Here is a 22,107-nt window from a genome sequence, read left to right as displayed (position 1 = left end):
GCTTCCTGCACATTTGTGGAGTCCCGATCGTGGAACTGCGCGCGCTTCGCTATTTCATCGAGGTGGTGCGGCAACAGAGCTTCACCGCCGCGGCCGAAAAACTGCACGTCACGCAGCCGACCATCAGCAAGATGGTGAAGGCGCTCGAAGACGAGACCGGCACGCAGCTCCTGCTGCGCGACGCGCGCCAGATGGTGCTCACCGACGCCGGGCGGATCGTCTACCAGCGTGGCCAGGACGTGCTCGCCGCCCAGGCGCAGCTACAGGCCGAACTCGCCGATCTCGGCACGCTCGGGCGCGGCGAACTCACCATCGGCATTCCGCCGATGGGCGGCTCGCTCTTCACGCCCGCCATCGCCACATTCCGCCAGCGTTATCCGAAGATCGAGCTGAAGCTGTTCGAGCAGGGCTCGCGCGCCATCGAAGCCGCGCTGATCTCGGGTGAACTGGAGCTAGGCGGCGTACTGCTGCCCGTCGATCCCGCGCTCATCGACGTCCTGCCGATCGCGCACGAGCTGCTGTGGCTCGTCGCGCGGCGCGGCTCGCGCTGGGACAACAAACTCGCCGTGCCGCTCGCGGAACTGGCCGGCGAACCGTTTGTGTTCTACGGCGAAAGCCTCGCGCTCAACGACGTCGTGCTGAACGCGTGCCGCACGGCCGGCTTCGTGCCGCAGGTGGTGGGGCGCAGCGGCCACTGGGACCTGATGGCGGCGCTCGTGCTCGCAGGCGTGGGCATTGCGCTGCTGCCCGCGCCCTATGTGCGCCGACTCGACGCCGAGCGCTTCACCTGCCTGCCCGTGAGCGAGCCGCAAATCACCTGGGACATGGCGATCGGCTGGAAGCGCAGCGGTTATCTCTCGCACGCGGCGCGCGCCTGGCTCGACGTTGCGCGCGCGGAGTACGGCAAGCCGTTCACGTTTCTCGATGACTTCGTGCATCCGCCCGGGATGGAGAAGCAGCCGGGCAAGCCCGGCTGAAGCGGTGTGCAATGAAAAAAGCCGCCCGGCTTGCGCCGGACGGCATCTCGCACGCGTAATCCGTACTTCGGATTACTTCGCCACGAACTCGATGCGGCGGTTGTGGAAGCGGCCGCTTTCGGTGTCGTTGCTAGCCACCGGATTCGCGTCGCCATAGCCCTGCGCCGTCAGCCCGCTCAGCGACACGCCCTGCGACGCGAGGTAGGTACGCACCGCGAGCGCGCGCTGCTTCGAAAGCGCGAGATTCGCCGCCTTGTCGCCCAGGTTGTCCGAGTAGCCCGCCACTTCGAGCGAGACCGGCTGGCCGCGCTTAGAGCACGCGATCAGCGCACGCGCCGACTGGCGCAGATCGTCGGCTGCGGAAGCCGGCACGATCGAGCTGCCCGTCTTGAAGTTCACGACCTGCAGGTTGAGCACCTTCGCCACATCGGCGCCTGCGCACGAACTGTCCGTGCCAAACAGGCCCTTCACGGCGTCGCGGAACGACTGCGTCGCATCGGCCACGGCCTTCTGCACGTTGAACACGCCGATGTCGAAGCCCGAGCCGAACAGCGCCTTGAGCTTGTCGAGCCAGCCTGCCTTCGCGTCGGCGGCCGTGCCGCTCAGTTCGACGTGCGTGCCGTCGATCTTCACTTCCGCACCGGGCAGCGCCATGAGCGGCAGCAGGCCGTCGAGGTGCGCGAGCCACTCGGCGGGCTTCGTCGCGGCGTCGACGTTCACGTTGGCGGTGAACTTGCCTGCGCCGAACTGCTTCGTGAGGGCGTCGATGAGTTGCGTCTTCTCGGCTTCGGTGCCGACCGTCGCCGTGATCGTCGGCACGCCGGACTTGTCGACCGTGAACGACAGATGCGCGTCCTGGGTCGGCGCAGGAGCGGCATCGCTCGCGGCCGCGATCGGGCCGGAAGCGACCGTGGCAGAAGCGGCCGCGTCAGACGTGGCCACTGGCGCCGAAGCGCTATCCGCATCCGATGCGGCGACCGCACCCGGCGCGATCGTGCTGGCCGATGCAGGCTGCGCGGCGTCCTGCGTCGCCGCCTCATCGCGCTGGCACGAACGCAGCGCAAAGAACGCGATGATCAGCGCGAGCGCGGCGAGCAGCCACCAGAGCCAGTGATGGCGGCGCTTCTCTTCGGCGATGGGCGGCGTGGACTGGGCCACGGTCTGCGGCGGCACCGAGGCCGGCACCGGACGCACCACGGGCTGCGGATGATCGAGATGCGCGGAGACATCCTTCAGGCGGCTCATGATCGAGCCCGCAAACGCAGCGGCGCTGCCAAGTCCGACAGCGCTCGCCAGATGGTCGGTCAGGCTCGCGTTGACTGACGGGAGCTGATGGCCCAGCAGCGTCGGCAGTTGTCCGACGAAGCCCTGGGAAGCGGTGAAGTGTTGCTTGAGAATCCCCAAGACGGCCGCGCCAACCACGCCGGTGAGCGAAAAGGCCGTGGACTGCGGCGCGCCGGTTTGCGCGGCGACCGCGTCGGCGAGCGCGCCGACATTCGCGCCGGTCGCCTTCTGCACCAGTTCGCGGCCGGTGGCTTCGAGCTGGCCCAGGCCCGCCGTGCTCGCGAGCAACTCGGGCAGCTGCTTGCCGATCAGCGGGTTCGCGTCGGACGACATGATCGTGGAAAAGAGGCTGCGCGCGCCTTCGGGCGTCGCGCCGCGATGCATGATGGCGGCCATGATGGCCGGTGCGGCGGCGCCCGCGACCTTGCGCGTGAAGTCGGGCGTGAGCCCGTAGCGCGTTCCCATCGTCTTGACGACGTTGTCGCTCAGCACGGTTTCCAGCAGTTGAAAAACATTGATGCTCATCGAGGCGGACCCTCCAGTTCGCGGACGCGCCACCTGACACGCCCAAATGCGAGCGCGATTATAGGGAGTGCGAAATCTCGAAAAAGCACGCGAACGGCAAACCGCACATTGTTTGACGAAAAGCCCCGAAAATCTGGACTAGTCGCGACATTGCGCGATGTTGCGGTTGCAACGGGACGACGATGCGCCTCGCTGGCCAGCCTGCGATGAGCCCATGCAATGAAGTAGGAAAAAGCGAAATCGGGCGTCAGGCGTCGATGCGCTGATGCACCGTATCGCGCGCGTATCTCGCTTGTGCGATGAAGTCGGCCGCACGCTCGCCGATCATCACGCTCGGCGCATTCGTGTTGCCGCCGATGAGTGTCGGCATGACCGAGGCGTCGGCAATGCGCAGACCCTCCACGCCGCGCACGCGCAATTGCGGATCGACGACGGAGCGCGCGTCGCCGCCCATGCGGCAGGTCGCAACGGGGTGATAGATCGTATCGGCGTGGCGGGCGATCGTGTCGCGCAGTTGCGCGTCGCTCTGCTCGCCATGTGTGTAGAGTTCGCGGCCGCCCAACTGCGCGAGCGCGGGCGCGTCGAGTATGCGCCGCGCAAGACGCGCGCCCTGCACGAGCGCGTCGACGTCGCGCGTATCGGAGAGAAAGCGCGGATCGATCACCGGCGCCACGCGCGCGTCGGCACTCGCGAGCGTGACTGTGCCGCGGCTCGCCGGGCGCAGCACGCACACGTGCAGCGAATAGCCGTGGCCCCAATGCAAACGGCGGCTGTGATCGTCGACGAGCGCCGTGCAAAAGTGCAGCTGCAGGTCGGGCCGGTCGAGTTCGGGACGGCTCTTCAGAAAGCCGCCCGCCTCCGCCACATTGGTCGTGAGCATGCCGCGCCGCCCGCGCAGATAACGCACGAAGCCCGCGGTCATGCGCGCCGCGCCGCGCAGCGAGTAGCCCACGGTCTCGCTCGAATGCACGCGCTTGTTGAAGGTGAAATCGATATGGTCGATCAGATTGCGGCCGACTTCGGGCGCGTCGTGGCGCACTGCAATGCCAAGTGCGCGCAGATCGTCGGCGGGGCCGATGCCCGAGCACATGAGCACTTGCGGCGAGTTGAACGCACCCGCCGCCAGGATCACCTCGGCGCGCGCCTGGAGTGTCTCGGTCGCGCCGCCGCGCGCAAGCTCCACGCCGCTTGCGCGCGCGCCGTCGAAGGTCACGCGCAGGACCGTCGCGTTGGCGATCAGGTGCAGGTTCGGCCGCTCGCGCGCATACAAATATGCGCGCGCCACCGTGCAGCGTTCGCCGCCGCGCTGCGTCACCTGATAGAAGCCAACGCCCTCCTGCTCCTCGCCATTGAAGTCGTCGTTCAGCCGGAAGCCCGCCGCGCGCGCGGCCTCGACGAAGCGCACGGCCACCGGATTGCGCTCGCGCAGGTCGGCCACGCTTAGCGGGCCGCCCGCGCCATGCCAGGCGCTCGCGCCGCGCTCGTTGTCCTCGGCGCGCAAAAAGTACGGCAGCACGTCGCGCCACGCCCAGTCCGTGCAGCCGAGCTGCGCCCATTCGTCGTAGTCGAGCGGATGGCCGCGCGTGTAGATCATCGCGTTGATGGCGCTCGAGCCGCCGAAGCCTCGGCCACGTGGCTGGTAACCGCGCCGCCCGGCGAGCCCCGGCTGCAGCACGGTTTCATAGGCGTAGTTGTTTTTCGTGCGAAACGGGACGAGCGCCGCGACGCCAAGCGGCATGTTGACGAACGGATTGCGCGCCGTGTGCGGCCCGGCCTCGACGAGCGCGATGCTCGCCTGCGGACAACGATCGGCCAGGCGCCCCGCCAGCGACGCGCCGCCCGAGCCGCCGCCCACGATGATGTAGTCGTATTGCATCGTCTCCCTCTGTCGGCCGCAGTTAGCGCTTTAGCGCTTACTGCGGCCCCATGCAAAGCATCCGCGTCATGAGTAAGGTGGCGTGCTATTTGCACGCTCGTTCGTTTTCGGATTCAATGGCGCATTGTAGGAAGCGTCTGATTCCGAGGTCAGCTTTTATGTCAGAGCATCCCCTCTAAACCTGACGGCTAATCGCCGCCTATGATGGAAGGCGGTTCAGCCGCCAGCGCTGGAACCCGAAAGCGTCCGGACAGCATAAGCAGCACAGGGAGCGCTGGAGCGCACAAGAATCACTCACCTCACGGACGCTTCACATGGAGCGGCCGCTGCGCACGCCTCCCCGTCACGACGACAGCGAACACAACACGAACGGCCGCGCGTGAAGCACGCCGCGCCCGCAGCAGCAGCCTTGCATCGGAGACAGGCAGATGAACCCGACGGAAGCCACGCATCGCCCCGGCACGACCCACGAGGTCACGAATCAGGCGCCGCCGCTCGCCGACTACAACCTCTTCACCACCGACGCCGCGCTCGGCGAGGCCCTCGTGCGCGCGGGCGCGGACTGGCACCGCGAAACGCTCACGCGCCATGGCGAAACGCTCGGCAAAGCCGAAACGCTCGCGCTCGCCGACCTCGCCAACCGCCACGAGCCCGAACTGCACACGCACAGCCCGCGTGGCGAACGGATCGACGCGATCGAATTCCACCCCGCCTGGCACGAACTGCTGGCGCTGCTGCGCGAGCAAGGACTGCACGCCTTGCCGTATTCGGACCCGCAGCCCGGCGCGATGGCCGCGCGCTGCGCAGGCTACTTCCTGCATGCGCAACTCGAATCGGGGTCGCTCTGCCCGCTCACCATGACCTTCGCGAGCATTGCCGTGCTGCAGCGCGAGCCGGCGCTGTTCGACACGCTGCGCGCGCCGCTCTACACGCGCGAGCACGACGCGCGCGACCTGCCGCTCGCGCAAAAGCGCTCGATGATGATCGGCATGGGCATGACGGAGAAGCAAGGCGGCTCCGACGTGCGCAGCAACCGCACCGAGGCGCGGCCGGCTGGCGTCGAAACGGGACGCGGCGCGGCCTATCTGCTCACCGGCCACAAGTGGTTTTTCTCGGCGCCGCAGTGCGACGCGCATCTCGTGCTCGCGCGCACCACGGAGCACGACGGCTCAGGCGCCCCCGGCCTTTCCTGCTTCTTCGTGCCGCGCTACCGGCCCGACGGCACGAAAAACGCGGTGAATGTGCAGCGCCTGAAGAACAAGCTCGGCAACCGCTCGAATGCGAGCAGCGAAGTGGAATTCTTTGACGCGTACGGCGTCATGATCGGCGACGAAGGCCGCGGCGTGCCGACCATCATCGAGATGGCGAACTACACGCGGCTCGACTGCGTGATCGGCAGCGCGGCGCTCATGCGTGCGGCGCTCGTGCAGGCGATTCACCACGCGCGCCACCGCAGCGCGTTCGGCCGCGTGCTCGCGGAGCAGCCGCTCATGCAAAACGTGCTCGCCGATCTCGCGCTCGAATCGGAAGCGGCGACGGCGCTCTTCATGCGCCTTGCGCGCGCGTTCGAAGACAGCGCCGACGCGAAACCCGGCGACACGGACGACACGTCGCTCGAAGCACGCGCCTGGCGGCGCATCGTCACGCCGGCGGCGAAGTTCTGGGTTTGCAAGCGCGCGCTCGCGTTCACGGGCGAGGCCATGGAGGTATGGGGCGGCAACGGCTACGTCGAGGAAGGGCCGATGGCGCGCTTTTACCGTGAAGCGCCCGTCAATTCGATCTGGGAAGGCTCGGGCAACGTGATGTGCCTCGACGTGCTGCGCGCGCTGGAGCGCGAAGCCGACGCGGCCCAGGCGCTCTTTCTCGCGTGGCGCCGCGACGCCCAGACTCACCCGGTGCTTAACGCCGCGCTCGACCGCCTCTCGGTCCTGCTCAACGGGGCGCCCGGCACGCGCGAGGCGAGCGCGCGGCGCATCGCGCAGCAAATCGTGCTGATCGCGCAGGCCATGCTGCTGCGCGACGGGGCGCCGGAAATGGCGCAGGCGTTCATCGCCACGCGCCTCGACGAGCACGACGCCGACTGCGACCGCGTATTCGGCACGCTGCCCGCGCGCTTCGATCACGCCGCGATCATTGAGCGGGCGTTTCCGTCGCGTTCGGTTTGACTCCGCATGCGACCCGACTGCATGACCCGATTTTCCTGTTCGCGCACGCGGCACAGCGTGCGTGAACCCCACGAGGACCGACCATGAAGCAGGACCTGCCCGAAGACTTCGCCCGCAAGGCGTACGGCGCACCGGACGATCCGCGCGCCGCGCTCGACACGCTGCTCGCCGCGCAGCGCGAAGCCTTCCTGCGCGACCCGTTCCCGTCCTGGGAAGCACGCGCGCGCCATCTGAAGGCGCTGCGCGACGTGCTGTTCTCGCACCGCGACGCGCTTGCCGAGGCGATGAACGCCGACTTCGGCCAGCGCTCGAAGGCGGAAGTCGCGCTCGCGGAATTCGTCGTGCTCAAACAGGAGATCGATGCGGCGCTCAGGCACGGCGCGCGGTGGATGAAGCCGCGGCGCCGGCCGGTGGGCAAATGGCTGCTGCCGGGCCGCGCGAAGGTGGTGCCGCAGCCGCTTGGCGTGGCGGGCATCGTCGTGCCGTGGAACTACCCGCTGTTGCTCGCCGCGAGCCCGCTCGTGTGCGCGCTCGCAGCAGGCAACCGCGCGATGATCAAGATGTCGGAGCTCACGCCGCGCACGTCCGCGCTCTTCGAGGAACTGATCGGCAAGACGTTCGCGCGCGATCACGTGGCGGTCGTGAACGGCGACGCAACGGTTGGCGCCGCCTTCAGCGCCCTGCCGTTCGACCATCTGCTCTTCACCGGTTCAACGCGCGTGGGGCACGAGGTCATGCGCGCCGCAGCCGCGAACCTCACGCCGGTCACGCTCGAACTGGGCGGCAAGTCGCCCGTCATCATCGGCGAAGAAGCACGCCTGAACTACGCCGTGGACAGCCTGCTGCTCGGCAAGACGCTGAACGCGGGGCAAACCTGCATCGCGCCCGACTACGTGCTGCTGCCGCGCGGCAAGGAGGAGGCGTTCATCGCTCGCGCGCGCACGCGCTTCGCCCAGCTGTATCCGGACTTCGCCAACAACCGCGATTACACGTCGATCATCTCGGCGCGCCACTTCGAGCGCCTGCAACGTCTCGCCGACGAAGCGCAGGCGAGCGGCGCGCAACTGCACGCGCTCGGCACGCACGACGCCGCCACGCGGCGCTTCGCGCCCGTCATCGTGACGAACGCCGGTGCGCAAACGGCGCTCATGCAGGAGGAAATCTTCGGGCCGCTCCTGCCGCTCGTGCCCTACGACACGCTCGACGAGGCCTTGCGCTACGTGAACGCGCGCCCTCGCCCGCTCTCGCTCTACCTCTATGCCGACGACGCGCGCACGGTCGAGCGCGTGACGCGCGAAACGGTCGCGGGCGGGATGTCGGTGAACGAGACGCTCATGCACATCGCCGCCGAAGGACTGCCGTTCGGCGGCGTTGGCGCGAGCGGCATGGGCGCGTATCACGGCTACGAGGGCTTCGTCACGTTCTCGAAGATGAAGCCCGTCTTCACCCAGGCGCGGTTCAACGCGCGCGGGCTCATCGCGCCGCCCTACGGCAAGCGCTTCGCCTTGCTGATCAAGATGATGTTGAAGGGTTGAACGGCAGCGCGGGCGGCCCGCCGCGCGGGCCGCCGACCCGGCGAACGTCGCTGATGTCGTGCAGGGGACTGCCTGCTGCTGCGGCAGACGTGCCAGTTTGCGCTTGCGCGGCCGCTTTGGCTTTCGCGCCGTTTTCCGCTTCGAGGCGGTGCAGCCAGGCTAGCAATTCGGCCACCGCCTGGTACAGCTGCGGCGGGATCTTCGCGTCGAGGTCCACGCGCATGAGCAGCGAGACCATCTCCGGCGCTTCGTGCACATAGAGGCCCGCTTCCTTCGCGCGCTGCACGATCATCTCCGCGACAAGGCCGTAGCCCTTCGCGACCACGCGCGGCGCGCCGTCGCCTTCGGGGGCGTCATAGGCGAGCGCGGCAGCGCTCCTGCGGTGCGTGCGGCTCATCACAGCTCCCAGTTCTGGTCGTGGTTCGGGTGATCGCTAGTGTCGGCGCTCGTTCGCGCGGCGGACGCATCCGTTGCAGCGCCCGCCTGCGCGCTGGCCGCGGCGGATGTGTTTTGCGCGGCGTAGGCGTTCGCAGCGCTCGCGGCTCTCGCCGCCTCGGCCGGATTTGCCGCCGCGCCGCTGCCGATCTCGCGAATCGATAGCCCGGCGAGCGTGAGCCCGAGCGCTTCGAGCCGCCCGCGCAGCCACTCGCTCTCTGCAGTCAGTCGCGCGGCGCCGCCCGCGCTCGCCTGCACCCGCACGGCGAGCGTCGAGCCCGTGAGCGTGAGTTCCGCGTCGACTGTGCCGAGCTTCGGCAGCGCAAGCGTGAGGCGCGTGCGCCATGGAATGTCGTCGGCGTCGACACCGGCTGCGCCGGAGTGCGGGTCGCGGGCATCGTAATCGTCTTGCTGGATGCTCCAATCCACCCGCACGCCCGGCCAGGCCTCGCCATTCCACCGAAACTCGCCGGTCGCGAGCAGATCGAGCTGCTGGCGAACGAGCGGAATCACAGCCGGATGGACCGACGGGCCGGCGGCCTGCGCCGCGGCCTCGTGCATGGCGGGCAGCAAGGTGTCGGCGAGCGCCGCGCGTGCCTGGGTCTGTGCCGTGGCCGAGGCCGTCTCGCCGTGCGGCTCCGCCAGCCCGGGGAATGCACGCGCCAGTGCGGCATTGATCTGGCTTCCCGCGTTCGCAGCATTGCCCGCGTCCCCGCGTGCGCCGCCCGGCGCGTCCGCGAACGTTTCGCTCCATTGCACGTCGTCGATGTCGTCTGCGTCGTGGCTCCAGTCGAGCGACAGTTGCGAGTGGGCGCCGAGCAGACGGTTCTGGGGCTCGTCGGCGAGTTCGGCGGGCGAGAGCTGGCCGCGCAGCCATTGTGCGAGGTGGGCTTCGTAGAAGAGTCCGCTCGAGCTCACCGTTTGCGCGAGCGACGCGGCGAGCGCGGCGACCGGGCCGGCTTGTGCGGCGGCTGCGGTTTGCGTAGTTTGTGCGGTCTGGGTGGTTTGCCCGGCTTGCGGATCTTGCGAGGATGCCGTCTGCGTGGAGGCCGCCGTCCCGGCGTCGGCCGCCCCGGTCAGCGCGCCGCCGGCCAGCCCCTGGGCCGCGAGCGCCACCTCCGCGAGCAGCGCGGCTTGCGCCGCCTGCGCCGCTTCGCCGGCGAGTCCCGGCAGCGGCAAAGCGCCGGCGCCGCCGGGCGCCGCATCGGCTTCGGGGTTGGCCCAGAGGGGGGCGCTGCCCACCACGGCGGGCGTCGCTTCGCCGCCCGAGCGGATGATGGCGTCGAGCGCCAGCGCAACCGCCGAAAGCACGGTCTGCGCGGAGTCCTGCGTACTGTTTGTGCTGGTTGCGGTGTCGGCGGGCGCGGCAGTGCCCGTCGCGAGCGCGGAGACGCCCGTTTGCGCCGCGCCGGAGGCGCCCTGCGGGCCGACCGGCGTGAGCGCCGCGATGCGGCTCGCGAGGAGCGCGGCGGCTCCGGTGTCGATTCCGTTCATGGTGTTCCGGATCTGCGCACAGCGCTGACCTGCCGGTTCATGGGGCGTTGCGCGCCGTGGCCTCCCGAGGCGCCACGCGCCGCGCTAACGGGCGCCGTAGATTTCCTGCAAGACCCGCGCGGGCTGCGCGGTGCCGTAAAAGAGCGCCGAAAGCCGCGCCATGCAAGGGCTGGCGAGATCGCGAATGGCGGCGTCGTCGGCGAGGATCTGGCGGATCAGCTCGTACTTGCGCGCCCGCTCGGAAACCGTGAGCCGTACCGCGGCCTCGGCGTCCTTCAAGGCATCGACGAGGACCCGGTACTCCTCCTGCAAGCCGATCAAATCGTTCCAGTGCGCATCGCGCGCCGCGTGGAGCATCTGCTCCGACACGGCCGCTATCGCTTCGTAGCGGGCGAAGTAGTCTGCTTTTGAACTCATCTCATCAATGAGCCGGGCGATGACGCGGATGACTGTTCGGCCATCCTCGCCACTTCCGGCCCTATCCCCAACCAGGCTTCTTCGAGCGTAGCCAGCAGTCTGTCGACCTCGACCAGCATGGTCTCGCTCTGTTTAATATTGGCTTCCAGCAGGCGCCGCGTCATGTAGCTGTACAGCGAATTCAGGCGTTGAGCGATCTCGCCGCCCGCCTCGACGTTCAACGCGAGCTGAAGTCCGCTCTCGACAATCCGGATCGCCTTGGCGATCGCCTCGCAACGCGGGCCGACGTTGCCGGCCTGCAAATGCATACGTGCCTGCGCGATGGCTTGCCGCGCTCCCTGATACAGGAGCACGATCAGCTTGTGCGGGCTCGCACCCATGACCCCTGTTTCGACGCCCACGCGTGCATAGGCGTTAGCTCCAGATTGGGCAGGGGAAAACATCGGCGCTTCTCCTTGATACGTTTGGCTTGAGTGCGGTCGTCCGGCGCTTGCGCGAAGCACGAGCGACGGACTCTTCTAGCCGGGTTATCGGAACGTAGGGGAGGAAGCTTTAGCGCATTGAAGAGGCGAAGGTCTTCACACCTGGATCTGCATGATGTCGGTGTAGGCGGCCACGAGCTTGTTGCGCACCTGCAATCCGAACTGGAAGCCGATGTTGGCTTTCTGCATGTCGACCATCACGTCGTTGAGCGACACGTTGTTCGCGCCGAGTTCGAACGCCTGCGACTCGCCAACGGCCTTCTGCTGGGCGTCGCTGATCTGGTCGAGCGACGACTTGAGCGCCGCCGCGAACCCGCCGGCCGTGGCCGCGGCGGACTTTTCGTCGGCTGCGGTGGGGCCGCCGGCCGCCTGGGTCGCCATCGACTGCATCTGGGCCAGGGCGGACGTGAGCGGGGATACTGGCACGGTCATGTTTGCTCCACGAAAAGGGGACATGCGGGGGACATGCAGGGTGTTCCGGGGACGAGCCCCAAGGCCGGAATTTCGGCATTCCCGCGGCAATTCAGCGGGCCCGGCCAGCACGGCGACCTGACAGGACGCCGAATCTGGAGGAGAGCATAGCAGCGGGTCCGATTCGGCAGCCCCGAAACTAGGGGGAAAACCCGGCTCTATTCGCGCAATCGGCTTGCCAGCGGCCCCGGATAATGCGTCTCGTGAAAGTCTCCGCCATGCAAGGCGAGACCTGGAAGCCTCCGGAGATACCCGTCGCATGGATTCGACTGCCAATTCTTTGATCAACCCCGACGCCCGCATGGGCCTCGCCACCTCTGGCGCGGGCGCCGCGGCCGGTGCTGGCGCGGGCGCAGGCCTGGGCGGCGCGGAAGACCTCGGCGGCGGTTTCGCGCAACGCCTCGGTTCGCTCTCGTCGCTGCGCAACGTGCGCGGCAACCCGCGCGCGCCGCTCATTTTTGCCGTGGCGGTGCTCGTTGCCGTGGTCGCCGGCCTCGTGCTGTGGTCGCGCGCGCCCGACTATAAGGTGCTGTACAGCAACCTGTCGGACCGTGACGGCGGCGCCATCATTACGGCGCTCCAGGCCGCAAACGTTCCCTACAAGCTCTCGGACGTCGGCGGCGCGATTCTCGTGCCTTCCGAGCAGGTCAACGAAATGCGCCTGCGCCTCGCCTCCCAGGGCCTGCCCAAGAACGGCTCGGTCGGCTTCGAGCTGATGGACAACCAGAAGTTCGGCATCAGCCAGTTCGCCGAGCAGATCAACTACCAGCGCGCGCTCGAAGGCGAGCTCGAGCAAACGATTCAGTCGATCGCGAGCGTGAAGACGGCGCGCGTGCATCTGGCCATTCCGAAGCCTTCGGTATTCGTGCGCGAGCGCGAAGCGCCCTCGGCCTCGGTGCTCGTGAACCTGTATCCGGGCCGCATTCTCGACGACGGCCAGGTCGCCGCGATCACGCACATGGTCGCTTCGGCGGTGCCGGACCTGCCGGTGCGCAACGTGACGGTGGTCGACCAGGACGGCAACCTCCTCACCCAGAGCGCCACGGGCGTTGGCCTCGACGCCTCGCAGCTCAAGTACGTGCGCCAGGTCGAACACGACACCCAGTCGCGCATCGACGCGATCCTCGCGCCCCTCTTCGGCGCCGGCAACGCGCGCTCGCAGGTGAGCGCCGACCTCGACTTCTCGAAGCTCGAGCAGACCTCCGAAGCCTACGGTCCGAACGCCAACCCGCAAGCCGCCGCCATCCGCAGCCAGCAGCAGAACATCTCGACGGAAATGCAGCAAAGCGGCGCGGGCGGCGTGCCCGGTGCGCTCACGAACCAGCCGCCGCAGCCGGCCTCCGCGCCGGTCAACGCGCCGGCGGGTGCGAACGGCGCGTCGGCCGCGGTGCCGGTTTCCGATCATCGCGACACCACGACGAACTACGAGCTCGACAAGACCGTGCGCCACTATCAGCAGGCGGCTGGCGACGTGAAGCGCCTGTCGGTCGCCGTGATCGTGAACTATCAGCAGAAGGTGGACGCCAAGGGCCACGCCACCATGCAGCCGCTCGACGCGCAGAAGCTCGCGCAGGTCGAGCAGCTCGTGAAGGACGCCATGGGCTACGACGCCAAGCGCGGCGACTCGGTGAACGTGGTGAACGCCGCGTTCCAGACCGACGTCGACCCGAACGCGAACCTGCCGTGGTGGCGTCAGCCGGACATCCTCGCACTCGCCAAGCAGATTGCGACGTGGCTCGGCATTGGCGCGGTGGCTCTGTTCCTCTACTTCGTGATGGTGAAGCCGGCGCTGCGCCGCGCGTTCCCGCCGCCCGAGCCGGTTGCGCCCGCGCTGCCCGGCATGGCCGACGGCGAGCCGCTGCTGCTCGACGGGCTCCCCGAGGCCGTGCGCATCGGCGGCGCCGGCGCGGAAGGCGAAGACAACGCGGAAAACGAAGCCGCCCTGCTCGCCTTCGAAAACGAGAAGAACAAGTTTGAACGCAACCTGGAATACGCGCGCAACATCGCGCGCCAGGATCCGAAGATCGTCGCAACCGTCGTGAAGAGCTGGGTGAACGATGAACGCTGAAGGCGCAACCAAGAGCGCGCTGCTGCTCATGTCGATCGGCGAACAGGAGGCCTCCGAGGTCTTCAAGTTCCTCGGTCCGCGCGAAGTGCAGAAAATCGGCGCCGCGATGGCGGCGCTCAAGAACGTCAAGCGCGAAGAGATCGAGGTCGTGCTGCAGGACTTCGTCAAGGAAGCCGAGCAGCACACCGGCTTCTCGCTCGACTCGAACGACTACATCCGCAACGTGCTCAACAAGGCACTGGGCGAGGACAAGGCCGGCGCGATCATCGACCGCATTCTGCAAGGCGGCGACACGAGCGGCATTGAAGGCCTCAAGTGGATGGATTCGGGGTCGGTGGCCGAACTCATCAAGAACGAGCACCCGCAGATCATCGCGACGATCCTCGTGCACCTCGACCGCGACCAGGCCTCGGAAATCGCTTCGTGCTTCACTGAGCGTCTGCGCAACGACGTGCTGCTGCGTATCGCGACGCTCGACGGCATCCAGCCGCAGGCGCTGCGCGAACTCGACGACGTGCTCACGAACCTGCTCTCGGGCAGCGACAACCTCAAGCGCAGCCCGATGGGCGGCATCCGCACGGCGGCCGAAATCCTCAACTTCATGACGAGCCAGCACGAAGAAGGGGTGATCGAGAACGTCCGCCAGTACGACGCGGAACTCGCGCAGAAGATCATCGATCAGATGTTCGTGTTCGAGAACCTGCTCGACCTCGAAGACCGCGCGATCCAGCTGCTGCTCAAGGAAGTCGAGTCGGAGTCGCTCATCATTTCGCTCAAGGGCGCGCCGCCCGCGCTGCGCCAGAAGTTCCTCGCGAACATGTCGCAGCGCGCGGCCGAACTGCTCGCCGAAGACCTCGACGCGCGCGGTCCGGTGCGCGTGTCGGAAGTCGAGGCGCAGCAGCGCCGCATCCTGCAGATCGTGCGCAACCTCGCCGAGAGCGGCCAGATCGTTCTAGGCGGCAAGGCAGAAGACGCTTATGTCTGACAGCAGCTCCGCGAACAGGCATCGCTCAGCGTACCAGCGCTGGGAGATGGCCTCGTTCGACCCGCCGCCTCCCCCGCCGCCGCCGCCCACGCCCGACGAAACGGCCGCGTTCGAAGCGCAGCTGCACGCGCTGCGCGACGCGGCGCACCAGGAAGGGCTCAAATCGGGCCATGTGGCGGGTCAGGCGCTCGGCTATCAGGCCGGGCACGAGCAAGGCCGCCAGCAGGGTTTCGAGCAAGGCCAGGCCGAAGCGCGTGCGCAGGCCATGCAGCTCGCGCTGCTGGCGCGGCGCTTTAGCGACGCGCTCGAAACGGCACAGGCCGGTGTGGCCGAGACGCTCGTCGAACTCGCGCTCGACATTGCGCAGCAGGTCGTGCGCCAGCACGTTCAGCACGACCCGACGGCGCTTGTCGCGGTCGCGCGCGAAGTGCTCGTGGCCGAGCCACAGCTTTCCGGCTCCCCGCAGCTCGTGGTGAGCCCCGCCGATCTGCCGATCGTCGAGGCCTACTTGCTGGACGACCTTCAAACGCGCGGCTGGAGCGTGCGCACCGACCCGACGATCGAGCGCGGCGGCTGCCGCGCACAGGCCGCGACGGGCGAAACCGACGCCAGCATCCGCACGCGCTGGGAGCGCGTGACGGCCGCGCTCGGCAAGGCGCGGCCATGGTGAACCACCCGCAACCGCCGAGCCATCAGGCCATCCACACGGGCGGCCTCACGCCGCTCGAGCAGGAACTCGCGCTCGCGTCGTTCGGCCCGCTCGCGAGCGACCCCGCGCAGCTTGGCGCGTTGCTGGTCGGCGACCTCGACATTCCCGACACGCGCAAGGCGCGGGAGCTGGGCGCCATCGACGCGATCGACGCCGCGCTGGCCGCGGACAGCCTCGAAGCGCCGCCAGGGCTGATGGATGAGGGCGCGACCGGCACGCCGGTCGAGGCGAAGGCGCCGCCCGCGCCCTACGTGCCGCCGGCGAACTACGACCCGGCCAACTCGTTCCTCACGACGTGGAACGCGCAACTGCGCAGCTTTCGCGAGCGCAACGCGCTCGCCCTGCCGCTGCGCGGCTGCGGGCGTCTCACGCGCGCGGCGGGCCTCGTGCTCGAAGCGGTGGGGCTGCGCCTCGCCGTGGGCGCCGAGGTGATGATCGAACTGCCGCCGGGCAGCTCGCTGCCGATGGCCGAGGCGGAAGTGGTCGGCTTCGGCGGCGACAAACTTTTTCTGATGCCGACGACCGAAGTCGCGGGCCTGTTGCCCGGCGCGCGCGTCTGGCCGCTCGAAACCGCGCCGATCGCCGACCCGAAGGCGGGCGCGAAACGCTTGCCGGTGGGCTGGGGCATGCTCGGCCGCGTGGTCGACGCCTCGGGCCGCCCGCTCGACGGCCTGGGTCCCCTGAACACCGAAGCCGACGCGCCGCTCACCGCGCCCGTCATCAATCCGCTGAACCGCGAGCCGATCCACAAGGTGCTCGACGTGGGCGTGCGCGCGATCAACTCGCTGCTCACCGTCGGGCGCGGCCAGCGCATGGGCCTGTTCGCGGGCTCGGGCGTGGGTAAATCGGTGCTGCTCGGCACGATGGCGCGCGCGACCAGCGCGGAAGTCATCGTGATCGGCCTGATCGGCGAGCGGGGCCGCGAAGTGAAGGAATTCATCGAGCAGATTCTCGGCGAGGACGGCCTCGCGCGCTCGGTCGTCGTGGCGGCGCCCGCCGATGTGTCGCCGCTGCTGCGTATGCAGGCTGCCGCGTACACCACGTCGCTCGCCGAATATTTCCGCGACCAGGGCAAGCACGTGCTGCTGCTCATGGACTCGCTCACACGCTATGCGATGGCGCAGCGCGAGATTGCGCTCGCCATCGGCGAGCCGCCCGCGACCAAGGGCTATCCGCCTTCGGTGTTCGCGAAGCTGCCGGCGCTCGTCGAGCGCACCGGCAACGGCCCCGAGGGCGGCGGCTCGATCACGGCGTTCTACACCGTGCTCACCGAAGGCGACGATCAGCAGGACCCGATCGCCGACTCGGCGCGCGCGATTCTCGACGGCCATATCGTGCTCTCGCGTGCGCTCGCCGAAGCGGGACACTATCCGGCCATCGACATCGAGGCTTCGATCAGCCGTGCGATGACCGCGCTGATCGACGACCAGCATCTGAACCAGACGCGCGCGCTCAAGCAGATGCTTTCGCGCTACCAGCGCAACCGTGACCTCATCAACGTGGGTGCGTACGTGAGCGGGCGCGACGCCGTGCTCGACCGCGCAATCGCACTGTATCCGCGCATCGAGGCCTTTCTTCAGCAGGGTTTTCGCGAAACCGCGAACTATGATCAGAGCGTCGAGATGCTCGGCCAGCTGATCGGAGCCAGGACATGACGAAACAGACCGCGCTGCAAACCTTGATCGGCCTCGCCCAGGACGACGTCGACGCCGCCACGCAAAAGCTCGGCCGCGTCCAGCGCCAGCGCGGCGAGGTCGAAAAGCAGCTCGAGGCGCTCATCACCTACCGCGACGAGTATCACGCGCGCTTCACCGAATCGGCGCGCAGCGGCATGGCCGCGGGCAACGTGCGCAACTTCCAGGCATTCATCGACACGCTCGACGCGGCGATCGAACAGCAGCGTCGCATGCTCGAGCAGGCCACCGCGCGCGTGGAGGCCGCCAAGCCCGAATGGCAGCGCAGCAAGCAGAAGCTCGGCTCGTACGAGGTCCTGCAAACCCGCCACGACGATGTGCAGGCCCGCAAGGACGCCCGCCGCGAACAGCGCGACGCCGACGAGCACGCCGCACGCGTGCTGCGCACGCGAACGTCGCAACACCCGTAATACGTTTTCGAGGCCGCCAGCATGTCGCTCCTCTCTTCCCTCTCCTCGATGTTCGGCGCCGCCGCCGACGCAGTGACGGGCAATTCCGCATCGAACGCCGCGTCGAATACGGCGTCGAACGCCATCAGCCAGGCCGACGCCGCCAGCCAGGGTTTCGCGCAGACGCTGCAACAGCAGATGAACGCGCAAAGCGCGCAGGCCAGCCAGAACGCCCAGGCGGCGCAAAGCGCGCAGTCGAATGCCGCCGCGCAGTCGAACTCGAATGCGTCGAGCAGCAATGCCTCGTCGCAAAGCAGCAGTAGCAGTAGCAGCGGCGCCTCGCAGACGTCGAGCTCGAACTCGAGCCAGGGCTCGCAGTCCACCTCGAGCGCCGATCGCCGCGCCGCCGCGCGCTCCCAGCAAAAGCAGGCCGCGGACGCAGGCGCGCAAGCCGCCGCGGCGCAGGCTCAGCAAGCCTTGCAGGCGCAGCAGGCGCAGAACGGCACGAGCACCGACGCGAACGACGACAGCAGCCAGACAGGCAGCCAGGCGAGCAGCGACAGCACGCTCGCAGGCGTCGCGTCCGCGGCCGCTGCGGCAGCCGCCACGGCCGCCGCCGGCGCGACGGGCGCTGCGGGCGACGGCACGGACACCGGCAGCACGACTAGTGCCGGCGTCACGTCGGTGCACGACGCGCTGCAAGCTGCGCTCGCGCAGCTGCGCGGCGGCGCGGGCGCGCTCGCCACGCGCGCGGCGAACACGGCAGGCACGGCGGCAAACAGCGCAGCCACGGCCACCACGGGCTCAGGCTCAGGCTCGGGCTCCGGCATCGCCAGCAGCTTCGCCTCGCATTTGAGCGCGAACGCCCAAAGCAAGGCATTCGGCACGGCAACGAGCAGCGGCGCAAGCGCCGACGCGGCCAAGGGCGTCACGACGACCGCCACCGACGCCGCGAAGGCCGCAACGGACGCGCTCACGGCAGCGGCGCAGCAGCAGGCAGGCGCCGCCACGCAGACCGACGTCACGGCGAGCACGGCCACGACCGATGCGCTCGCCGCCACCCAGGCCGCAGCGGTCGCCGCCGCGTCGGCCGCCCAGGCCCAGGCGGCTCAGGCCGCCAGCGCCAGCGCGAATCCGGCGGCCGCGGCCGCTGCCTCCGCTTCGATCGCGCCGCAGGTCGGCACAAACGACTGGGAAGACGCGCTCAGCCAGAAAGTGGTGTTCCTCTCGAACGCGCACCAGCAGTCGGCGGAACTCACGCTCAATCCGAAGGATCTCGGACCGCTCCAGGTTGTTCTGCAGGTCACGGAAAGCCACGCGCACGCGCTTTTCGTCTCGCAGCACCAGCAGGTGCGCGAGGCCGTCGAGGCGGCCCTGCCGAAGCTGCGCGAGGCCATGGAGCAGAACGGCATTGGCCTTGGCAGCGCGAGCGTGAGCGACGGCTTCTCGCGGCAGATGAACCAGCAGGCGCAGCAGGACGGCAGCGGTTCGGGCCGTTCCAGCGGTTCCGGCTCGGGCTCGGGCTCGGGCTCGGGCTCGGGTTCCGGCAGCACGCTGAGCGCGGCGGACGCCGTGGACGACGCGCTCGGCACCGCCGCGAGCGTCACGCAGCGCTCCGTCGGCCTGATCGACACGTTCGCCTGACGCGCCTCAAGCGCCTTCCCCACCTCCCGACCTCCCCAGCCGGACCTGCCCGGCATCTTCGGACAATGCAGCCGCGTACGCGGCTGCTTTACGTCTGCCCCACGCTCGCATGACGTGCCCGGCTTGCCGCGGCGCGCAACAAAACCACGAGATAGCCGGAATTCCCCCGTCTATTCCTCCCATCGCTGAAAGGCAAAAGCCGGAACAATGCAGCATGCCCGGACTGACCATCAGGTCGGCGCCCCGGACCCTTGCAAGCATCCCAGGCTGACTCTTCGACATGGCGACCACCACCGCATCCCAGCAAGCCGCGCCCCAAGGCGCGAAACCCGGACCGATGAAGCGCATTCTCCTCATCGCGCTCATTGCGATCCTCGCCGCCGCAGTGGCGGGCGGCGCGACGTGGTTCTTCATGTCGCGCCACGCGGCGAGCGCGCCGGCCACGCCGGCGGCAGCGCCCCCGGCCGTGCCCGTCTACTACGCGCTCGAGCCGATGACCGTGAACCTGCAGACCGACGACGGCGAATCGCACTACCTGCGCATCGGCCTCACGCTCAAGCTCGACAGCCAGGCCACCCAGGACGCGCTCGTCGCGCGCATGCCCGAGATCCGCAGCCGCCTGTTGCTCGCGCTCTCGAACAAACATCCGTCCGACCTCGCGCCGCTCGACGGCAAGCGTGCGCTCGCCACCGAGCTCGCCGTGCTGATCTCGCAGCCTTCGGACGCGAACGAAAAGCCGATGCACGTCGACGACGTGCTGTTCACCGAATTCGTCGTCCAGTGAGCGTGACTGAAATGATTCCCGCGATGGAGGGCCAGTCATCATGACGATGGGTCACGACGAGTTCATGTCCCAGGAGGAGGTCGATGCCCTCCTCAAAGGCGTCACCGGCGAAGTCGATTCCGATTCGAACGGCTCCGAGAAGCAGGGCGTACGTCCCTACAACATCGCGACGCAGGAACGTATCGTCCGCGGCCGGATGCCCGGCCTCGAAATCATCAACGAGCGCTTTGCGCGCCTGTTGCGCGTCGGCATCTTCAATTTCATGCGCCGCACCGCCGAAATCTCGGTGGGTCCGGTGCGCGTGCAGAAGTACAGCGAGTTCACCCGCAACCTGCCGATCCCGACGAACCTGAACCTCGTGCACGTGAAGCCGCTGCGCGGCACGTCGCTGTTCGTGTTCGACCCGAACCTCGTGTTCTTCGTCGTGGACAACCTGTTCGGCGGCGACGGGCGCTTTCACACGCGCGTGGAAGGCCGCGACTTCACGCAAACCGAACAACGCATCATCGGCAAGCTGCTCAATCTCGTGTTCGAGCATTACACGACCGCGTGGAAGAGCGTGCGGCCGCTGCAGTTCGAATACGTGCGCTCCGAAATGCATACGCAGTTCGCAAACGTTGCCACGCCCAACGAGATCGTGATCGTCACGCAGTTCTCGATCGAGTTCGGTCCGACGGGCGGCACGCTGCACATCTGCATGCCCTACTCGATGATCGAGCCGATCCGCGACGTGCTCGCCTCGCCGCTGCAAGGCGAAGTGCTCGACGTGGACCGCCGCTGGGTGCGCGTGCTCTCGCAGCAGGTGCAGGCCGCCGAAGTCGAACTCACGGCCGACCTCGCGCAGGTGCCCGTGACGTTCGAGCAGATCCTGAACATGAAGAAGGGCGACGTGCTGCCCATGAACGTCGCGGAACACATCACCGCCAAGGTGGACGGTGTGCCCGTGATGGAGTGCGGCTACGGAATTTTCAATGGTCAATACGCGTTGCGGGTCCAGAAGATGATCAGCGCAGCCGACACGATGAAGGAAGGTGGATATGAGTGACGTAAACGGCACGAGCGCAGACGAGCCGGTGCTCGACCCGGGCTTTGCGGAGGCCGCGGCGCAGGATGCGGGCGGCGAGTCGTCGCTGGACGACTGGGCGAGCGCGCTTGCCGAGCAGAACAGCAACGACGCACCGGCCGCGCAGCCCGCGGCCGTGTTCCAGCCGCTCTCGAAGGTCGATTCGACCAAGACGGCCAACGACATCGACATGATTCTGGACATTCCCGTCCAGATGACCGTGGAGCTTGGCCGCACCAAGATCGCCATCCGCAACCTGCTGCAACTCGCGCAGGGCTCGGTCGTGGAACTGGACGGCATGGCCGGCGAGCCGATGGACGTGCTCGTGAACGGCTGCCTCATCGCCCAGGGCGAAGTGGTGGTCGTGAACGACAAGTTCGGTATTCGTCTCACCGACATCATCACGCCGTCCGAGCGGATCCGGAAACTGAACCGATGAAACGCGAGGCTGTTCCCGGCGTCGCGACGAGCGTGGCTTCTCGCGCCAACGCACGACGCGCGGGCAAGTCCCGCGGCGCGCAGGCGCTGCGCTTCGCGTGGCGCCTCGCCGTGCACCTCTCGCTCGCCGGCGCCGCGGTTTGCGCCGTCATGAGCGCGCGGGCCGCCGACCTTCAGGCGGTCAACGAAGCCACGCGCGCGGCCGCCGGTGCCGCGGGTACGTCGGGCGCCTCCGCCGTGATCGCCGGCAGCGCGGTTCCCGCGCTCGGTTTCGGCGCGGTCGTGCAGACGGTGCTGGGTCTCGCGCTCGTGATCGGCGTGGTGTTCGGCTGCGCCTGGCTCGCACGGCGTCTCGGCCTGCAAGGCGGCCCGAAGAACGCGCTCGTGAAGACCGTGGGCGGCGCATCGCTCGGCGGCAAGGAGCGCGTGGCCGTGGTCGAGATCGGCGACACCTGGCTCGTGCTGGGCGCCGCGCCCGGCAACGTGCGCCTGCTTCACACGCTGCCCGCGGGCGAGCTTCCCGCCGGCGTCGCGGCGGCGGCTCCCAACGCCCCCGCCCTCTCGGGCACTTTCGCACAGCGCTTTCGTGACGCGCTGAAAAGCGAAGCGAATAAACGCATCCACGCGCGTTTCATGCGTCACGACGGCGGAGCGCAGTAAATGCACGGCAGT

The 22,107-nt window shown here is 68.3% G+C and carries 20 protein-coding genes; 13 read left to right on the top strand and 7 right to left on the bottom strand.

Annotated elements, in window-relative coordinates; translation table 11 throughout:
• The first annotated feature begins 29 nt into the window (after window positions 1–29).
• The gene (locus tag U5A58_RS02820; protein WP_321960186.1) at window positions 30–977 is read left to right on the top strand and encodes a LysR family transcriptional regulator; all 948 of its coding nucleotides are present in this window, start codon (window positions 30–32) and stop codon (window positions 975–977) included.
• A gap of 72 nt (window positions 978–1,049) precedes the next feature.
• Here U5A58_RS02820 and U5A58_RS02815 read toward each other — a convergent pair whose 3' ends face one another.
• Together U5A58_RS02815 and U5A58_RS02810 are read right to left on the bottom strand one after the other, a co-directional pair.
• Window positions 1,050–2,786: an OmpA family protein gene (locus U5A58_RS02815; RefSeq protein WP_321960185.1), complete on the bottom strand. Its 1,737-nt coding sequence runs from the start codon at window positions 2,784–2,786 to the stop codon at window positions 1,050–1,052.
• Window positions 2,787–3,033: 247 nt separating this feature from the next.
• The gene (locus tag U5A58_RS02810) at window positions 3,034–4,662 is read right to left on the bottom strand and encodes a GMC family oxidoreductase (protein ID WP_321960184.1); all 1,629 of its coding nucleotides are present in this window, start codon (window positions 4,660–4,662) and stop codon (window positions 3,034–3,036) included.
• Window positions 4,663–5,090: 428 nt separating this feature from the next.
• Here U5A58_RS02810 and U5A58_RS02805 point away from each other — a divergent pair, with 428 nt between their 5' ends.
• Together U5A58_RS02805 and U5A58_RS02800 are read left to right on the top strand one after the other, a co-directional pair.
• Window positions 5,091–6,827, top strand: a complete 1,737-nt coding sequence (locus U5A58_RS02805; protein ID WP_321960183.1) for an isovaleryl-CoA dehydrogenase — start codon at window positions 5,091–5,093, stop codon at window positions 6,825–6,827.
• A gap of 83 nt (window positions 6,828–6,910) precedes the next feature.
• On the top strand, window positions 6,911–8,362 hold the full coding sequence (locus tag U5A58_RS02800; RefSeq protein ID WP_321960182.1) for a coniferyl aldehyde dehydrogenase: 1,452 nt from the start codon (window positions 6,911–6,913) through the stop codon (window positions 8,360–8,362).
• Here U5A58_RS02800 and U5A58_RS02795 read toward each other — a convergent pair.
• From U5A58_RS02795 to fliE, 5 genes are all read right to left on the bottom strand, one after another.
• Window positions 8,340–8,759: an EscU/YscU/HrcU family type III secretion system export apparatus switch protein gene (locus U5A58_RS02795; protein WP_321960181.1), complete on the bottom strand. Its 420-nt coding sequence runs from the start codon at window positions 8,757–8,759 to the stop codon at window positions 8,340–8,342. The genes U5A58_RS02800 and U5A58_RS02795 overlap by 23 nt on opposite strands.
• Window positions 8,759–10,291 (bottom strand): flagellar hook-length control protein FliK, encoded by a 1,533-nt coding sequence (locus U5A58_RS02790; protein WP_321960180.1) that lies wholly within the window; start codon window positions 10,289–10,291, stop codon window positions 8,759–8,761. Before U5A58_RS02790 ends, U5A58_RS02795 begins: the two co-directional genes overlap by 1 nt.
• A gap of 84 nt (window positions 10,292–10,375) precedes the next feature.
• Window positions 10,376–10,708 (bottom strand): flagellar protein FliT, encoded by a 333-nt coding sequence (locus U5A58_RS02785; RefSeq protein WP_321960179.1) that lies wholly within the window; start codon window positions 10,706–10,708, stop codon window positions 10,376–10,378.
• A complete protein-coding gene (fliS, locus tag U5A58_RS02780; RefSeq protein WP_321960178.1) occupies window positions 10,705–11,151 on the bottom strand; it encodes a flagellar export chaperone FliS in 447 nt (148 codons plus the stop codon). The genes U5A58_RS02785 and fliS overlap by 4 nt, the downstream gene beginning before the upstream one ends.
• A gap of 135 nt (window positions 11,152–11,286) precedes the next feature.
• A complete protein-coding gene (gene fliE, locus U5A58_RS02775) occupies window positions 11,287–11,622 on the bottom strand; it encodes a flagellar hook-basal body complex protein FliE (RefSeq protein ID WP_321915323.1) in 336 nt (111 codons plus the stop codon).
• A gap of 298 nt (window positions 11,623–11,920) precedes the next feature.
• On the opposite strand from fliE, the gene fliF reads away from it, so the two are divergent.
• From fliF to fliO, 10 genes are all read left to right on the top strand, one after another.
• Complete coding sequence (gene fliF, locus U5A58_RS02770; RefSeq protein WP_321915324.1) at window positions 11,921–13,729, top strand: flagellar basal-body MS-ring/collar protein FliF; 1,809 nt, start codon at window positions 11,921–11,923, stop codon at window positions 13,727–13,729.
• Window positions 13,719–14,714: a flagellar motor switch protein FliG gene (gene fliG / locus U5A58_RS02765; protein ID WP_321915325.1), complete on the top strand. Its 996-nt coding sequence runs from the start codon at window positions 13,719–13,721 to the stop codon at window positions 14,712–14,714. The genes fliF and fliG overlap by 11 nt, the downstream gene beginning before the upstream one ends.
• Window positions 14,707–15,384, top strand: coding sequence for a flagellar assembly protein FliH (fliH, locus tag U5A58_RS02760; RefSeq protein WP_321915326.1), 678 nt, complete (start codon window positions 14,707–14,709; stop codon window positions 15,382–15,384). Before fliG ends, fliH begins: the two co-directional genes overlap by 8 nt.
• Window positions 15,378–17,078: a flagellar protein export ATPase FliI gene (gene fliI, locus U5A58_RS02755; protein ID WP_321960177.1), complete on the top strand. Its 1,701-nt coding sequence runs from the start codon at window positions 15,378–15,380 to the stop codon at window positions 17,076–17,078. Before fliH ends, fliI begins: the two co-directional genes overlap by 7 nt.
• A complete protein-coding gene (gene fliJ / locus U5A58_RS02750) occupies window positions 17,075–17,527 on the top strand; it encodes a flagellar export protein FliJ (protein WP_321960176.1) in 453 nt (150 codons plus the stop codon). The genes fliI and fliJ overlap by 4 nt, the downstream gene beginning before the upstream one ends.
• Before the next feature lie 21 nt (window positions 17,528–17,548).
• On the top strand, window positions 17,549–19,150 hold the full coding sequence (locus tag U5A58_RS02745; RefSeq protein WP_321960175.1) for a flagellar hook-length control protein FliK: 1,602 nt from the start codon (window positions 17,549–17,551) through the stop codon (window positions 19,148–19,150).
• 280 nt (window positions 19,151–19,430) lie between these two features.
• Window positions 19,431–19,934 (top strand): flagellar basal body-associated protein FliL, encoded by a 504-nt coding sequence (gene fliL, locus U5A58_RS02740; RefSeq protein ID WP_321960173.1) that lies wholly within the window; start codon window positions 19,431–19,433, stop codon window positions 19,932–19,934.
• Between the two features lie 46 nt (window positions 19,935–19,980).
• Window positions 19,981–20,979 carry a flagellar motor switch protein FliM gene (fliM, locus tag U5A58_RS02735; protein ID WP_321915380.1) on the top strand — a complete coding sequence of 333 codons (999 nt, stop codon included), beginning with the start codon at window positions 19,981–19,983 and terminating at the stop codon, window positions 20,977–20,979.
• On the top strand, window positions 20,972–21,436 hold the full coding sequence (gene fliN, locus U5A58_RS02730) for a flagellar motor switch protein FliN (RefSeq protein ID WP_321960172.1): 465 nt from the start codon (window positions 20,972–20,974) through the stop codon (window positions 21,434–21,436). The genes fliM and fliN overlap by 8 nt, the downstream gene beginning before the upstream one ends.
• Window positions 21,433–22,095: a flagellar biosynthetic protein FliO gene (gene fliO / locus U5A58_RS02725; protein ID WP_321960171.1), complete on the top strand. Its 663-nt coding sequence runs from the start codon at window positions 21,433–21,435 to the stop codon at window positions 22,093–22,095. Before fliN ends, fliO begins: the two co-directional genes overlap by 4 nt.
• Window positions 22,096–22,107: the final 12 nt, after the last annotated feature.

The organism is Paraburkholderia sp. J7, assembly GCF_905220155.1.
Taxonomy (GTDB): domain Bacteria; phylum Pseudomonadota; class Gammaproteobacteria; order Burkholderiales; family Burkholderiaceae; genus Paraburkholderia.
This window is presented reverse-complemented; position numbering and strand designations above follow the sequence as displayed.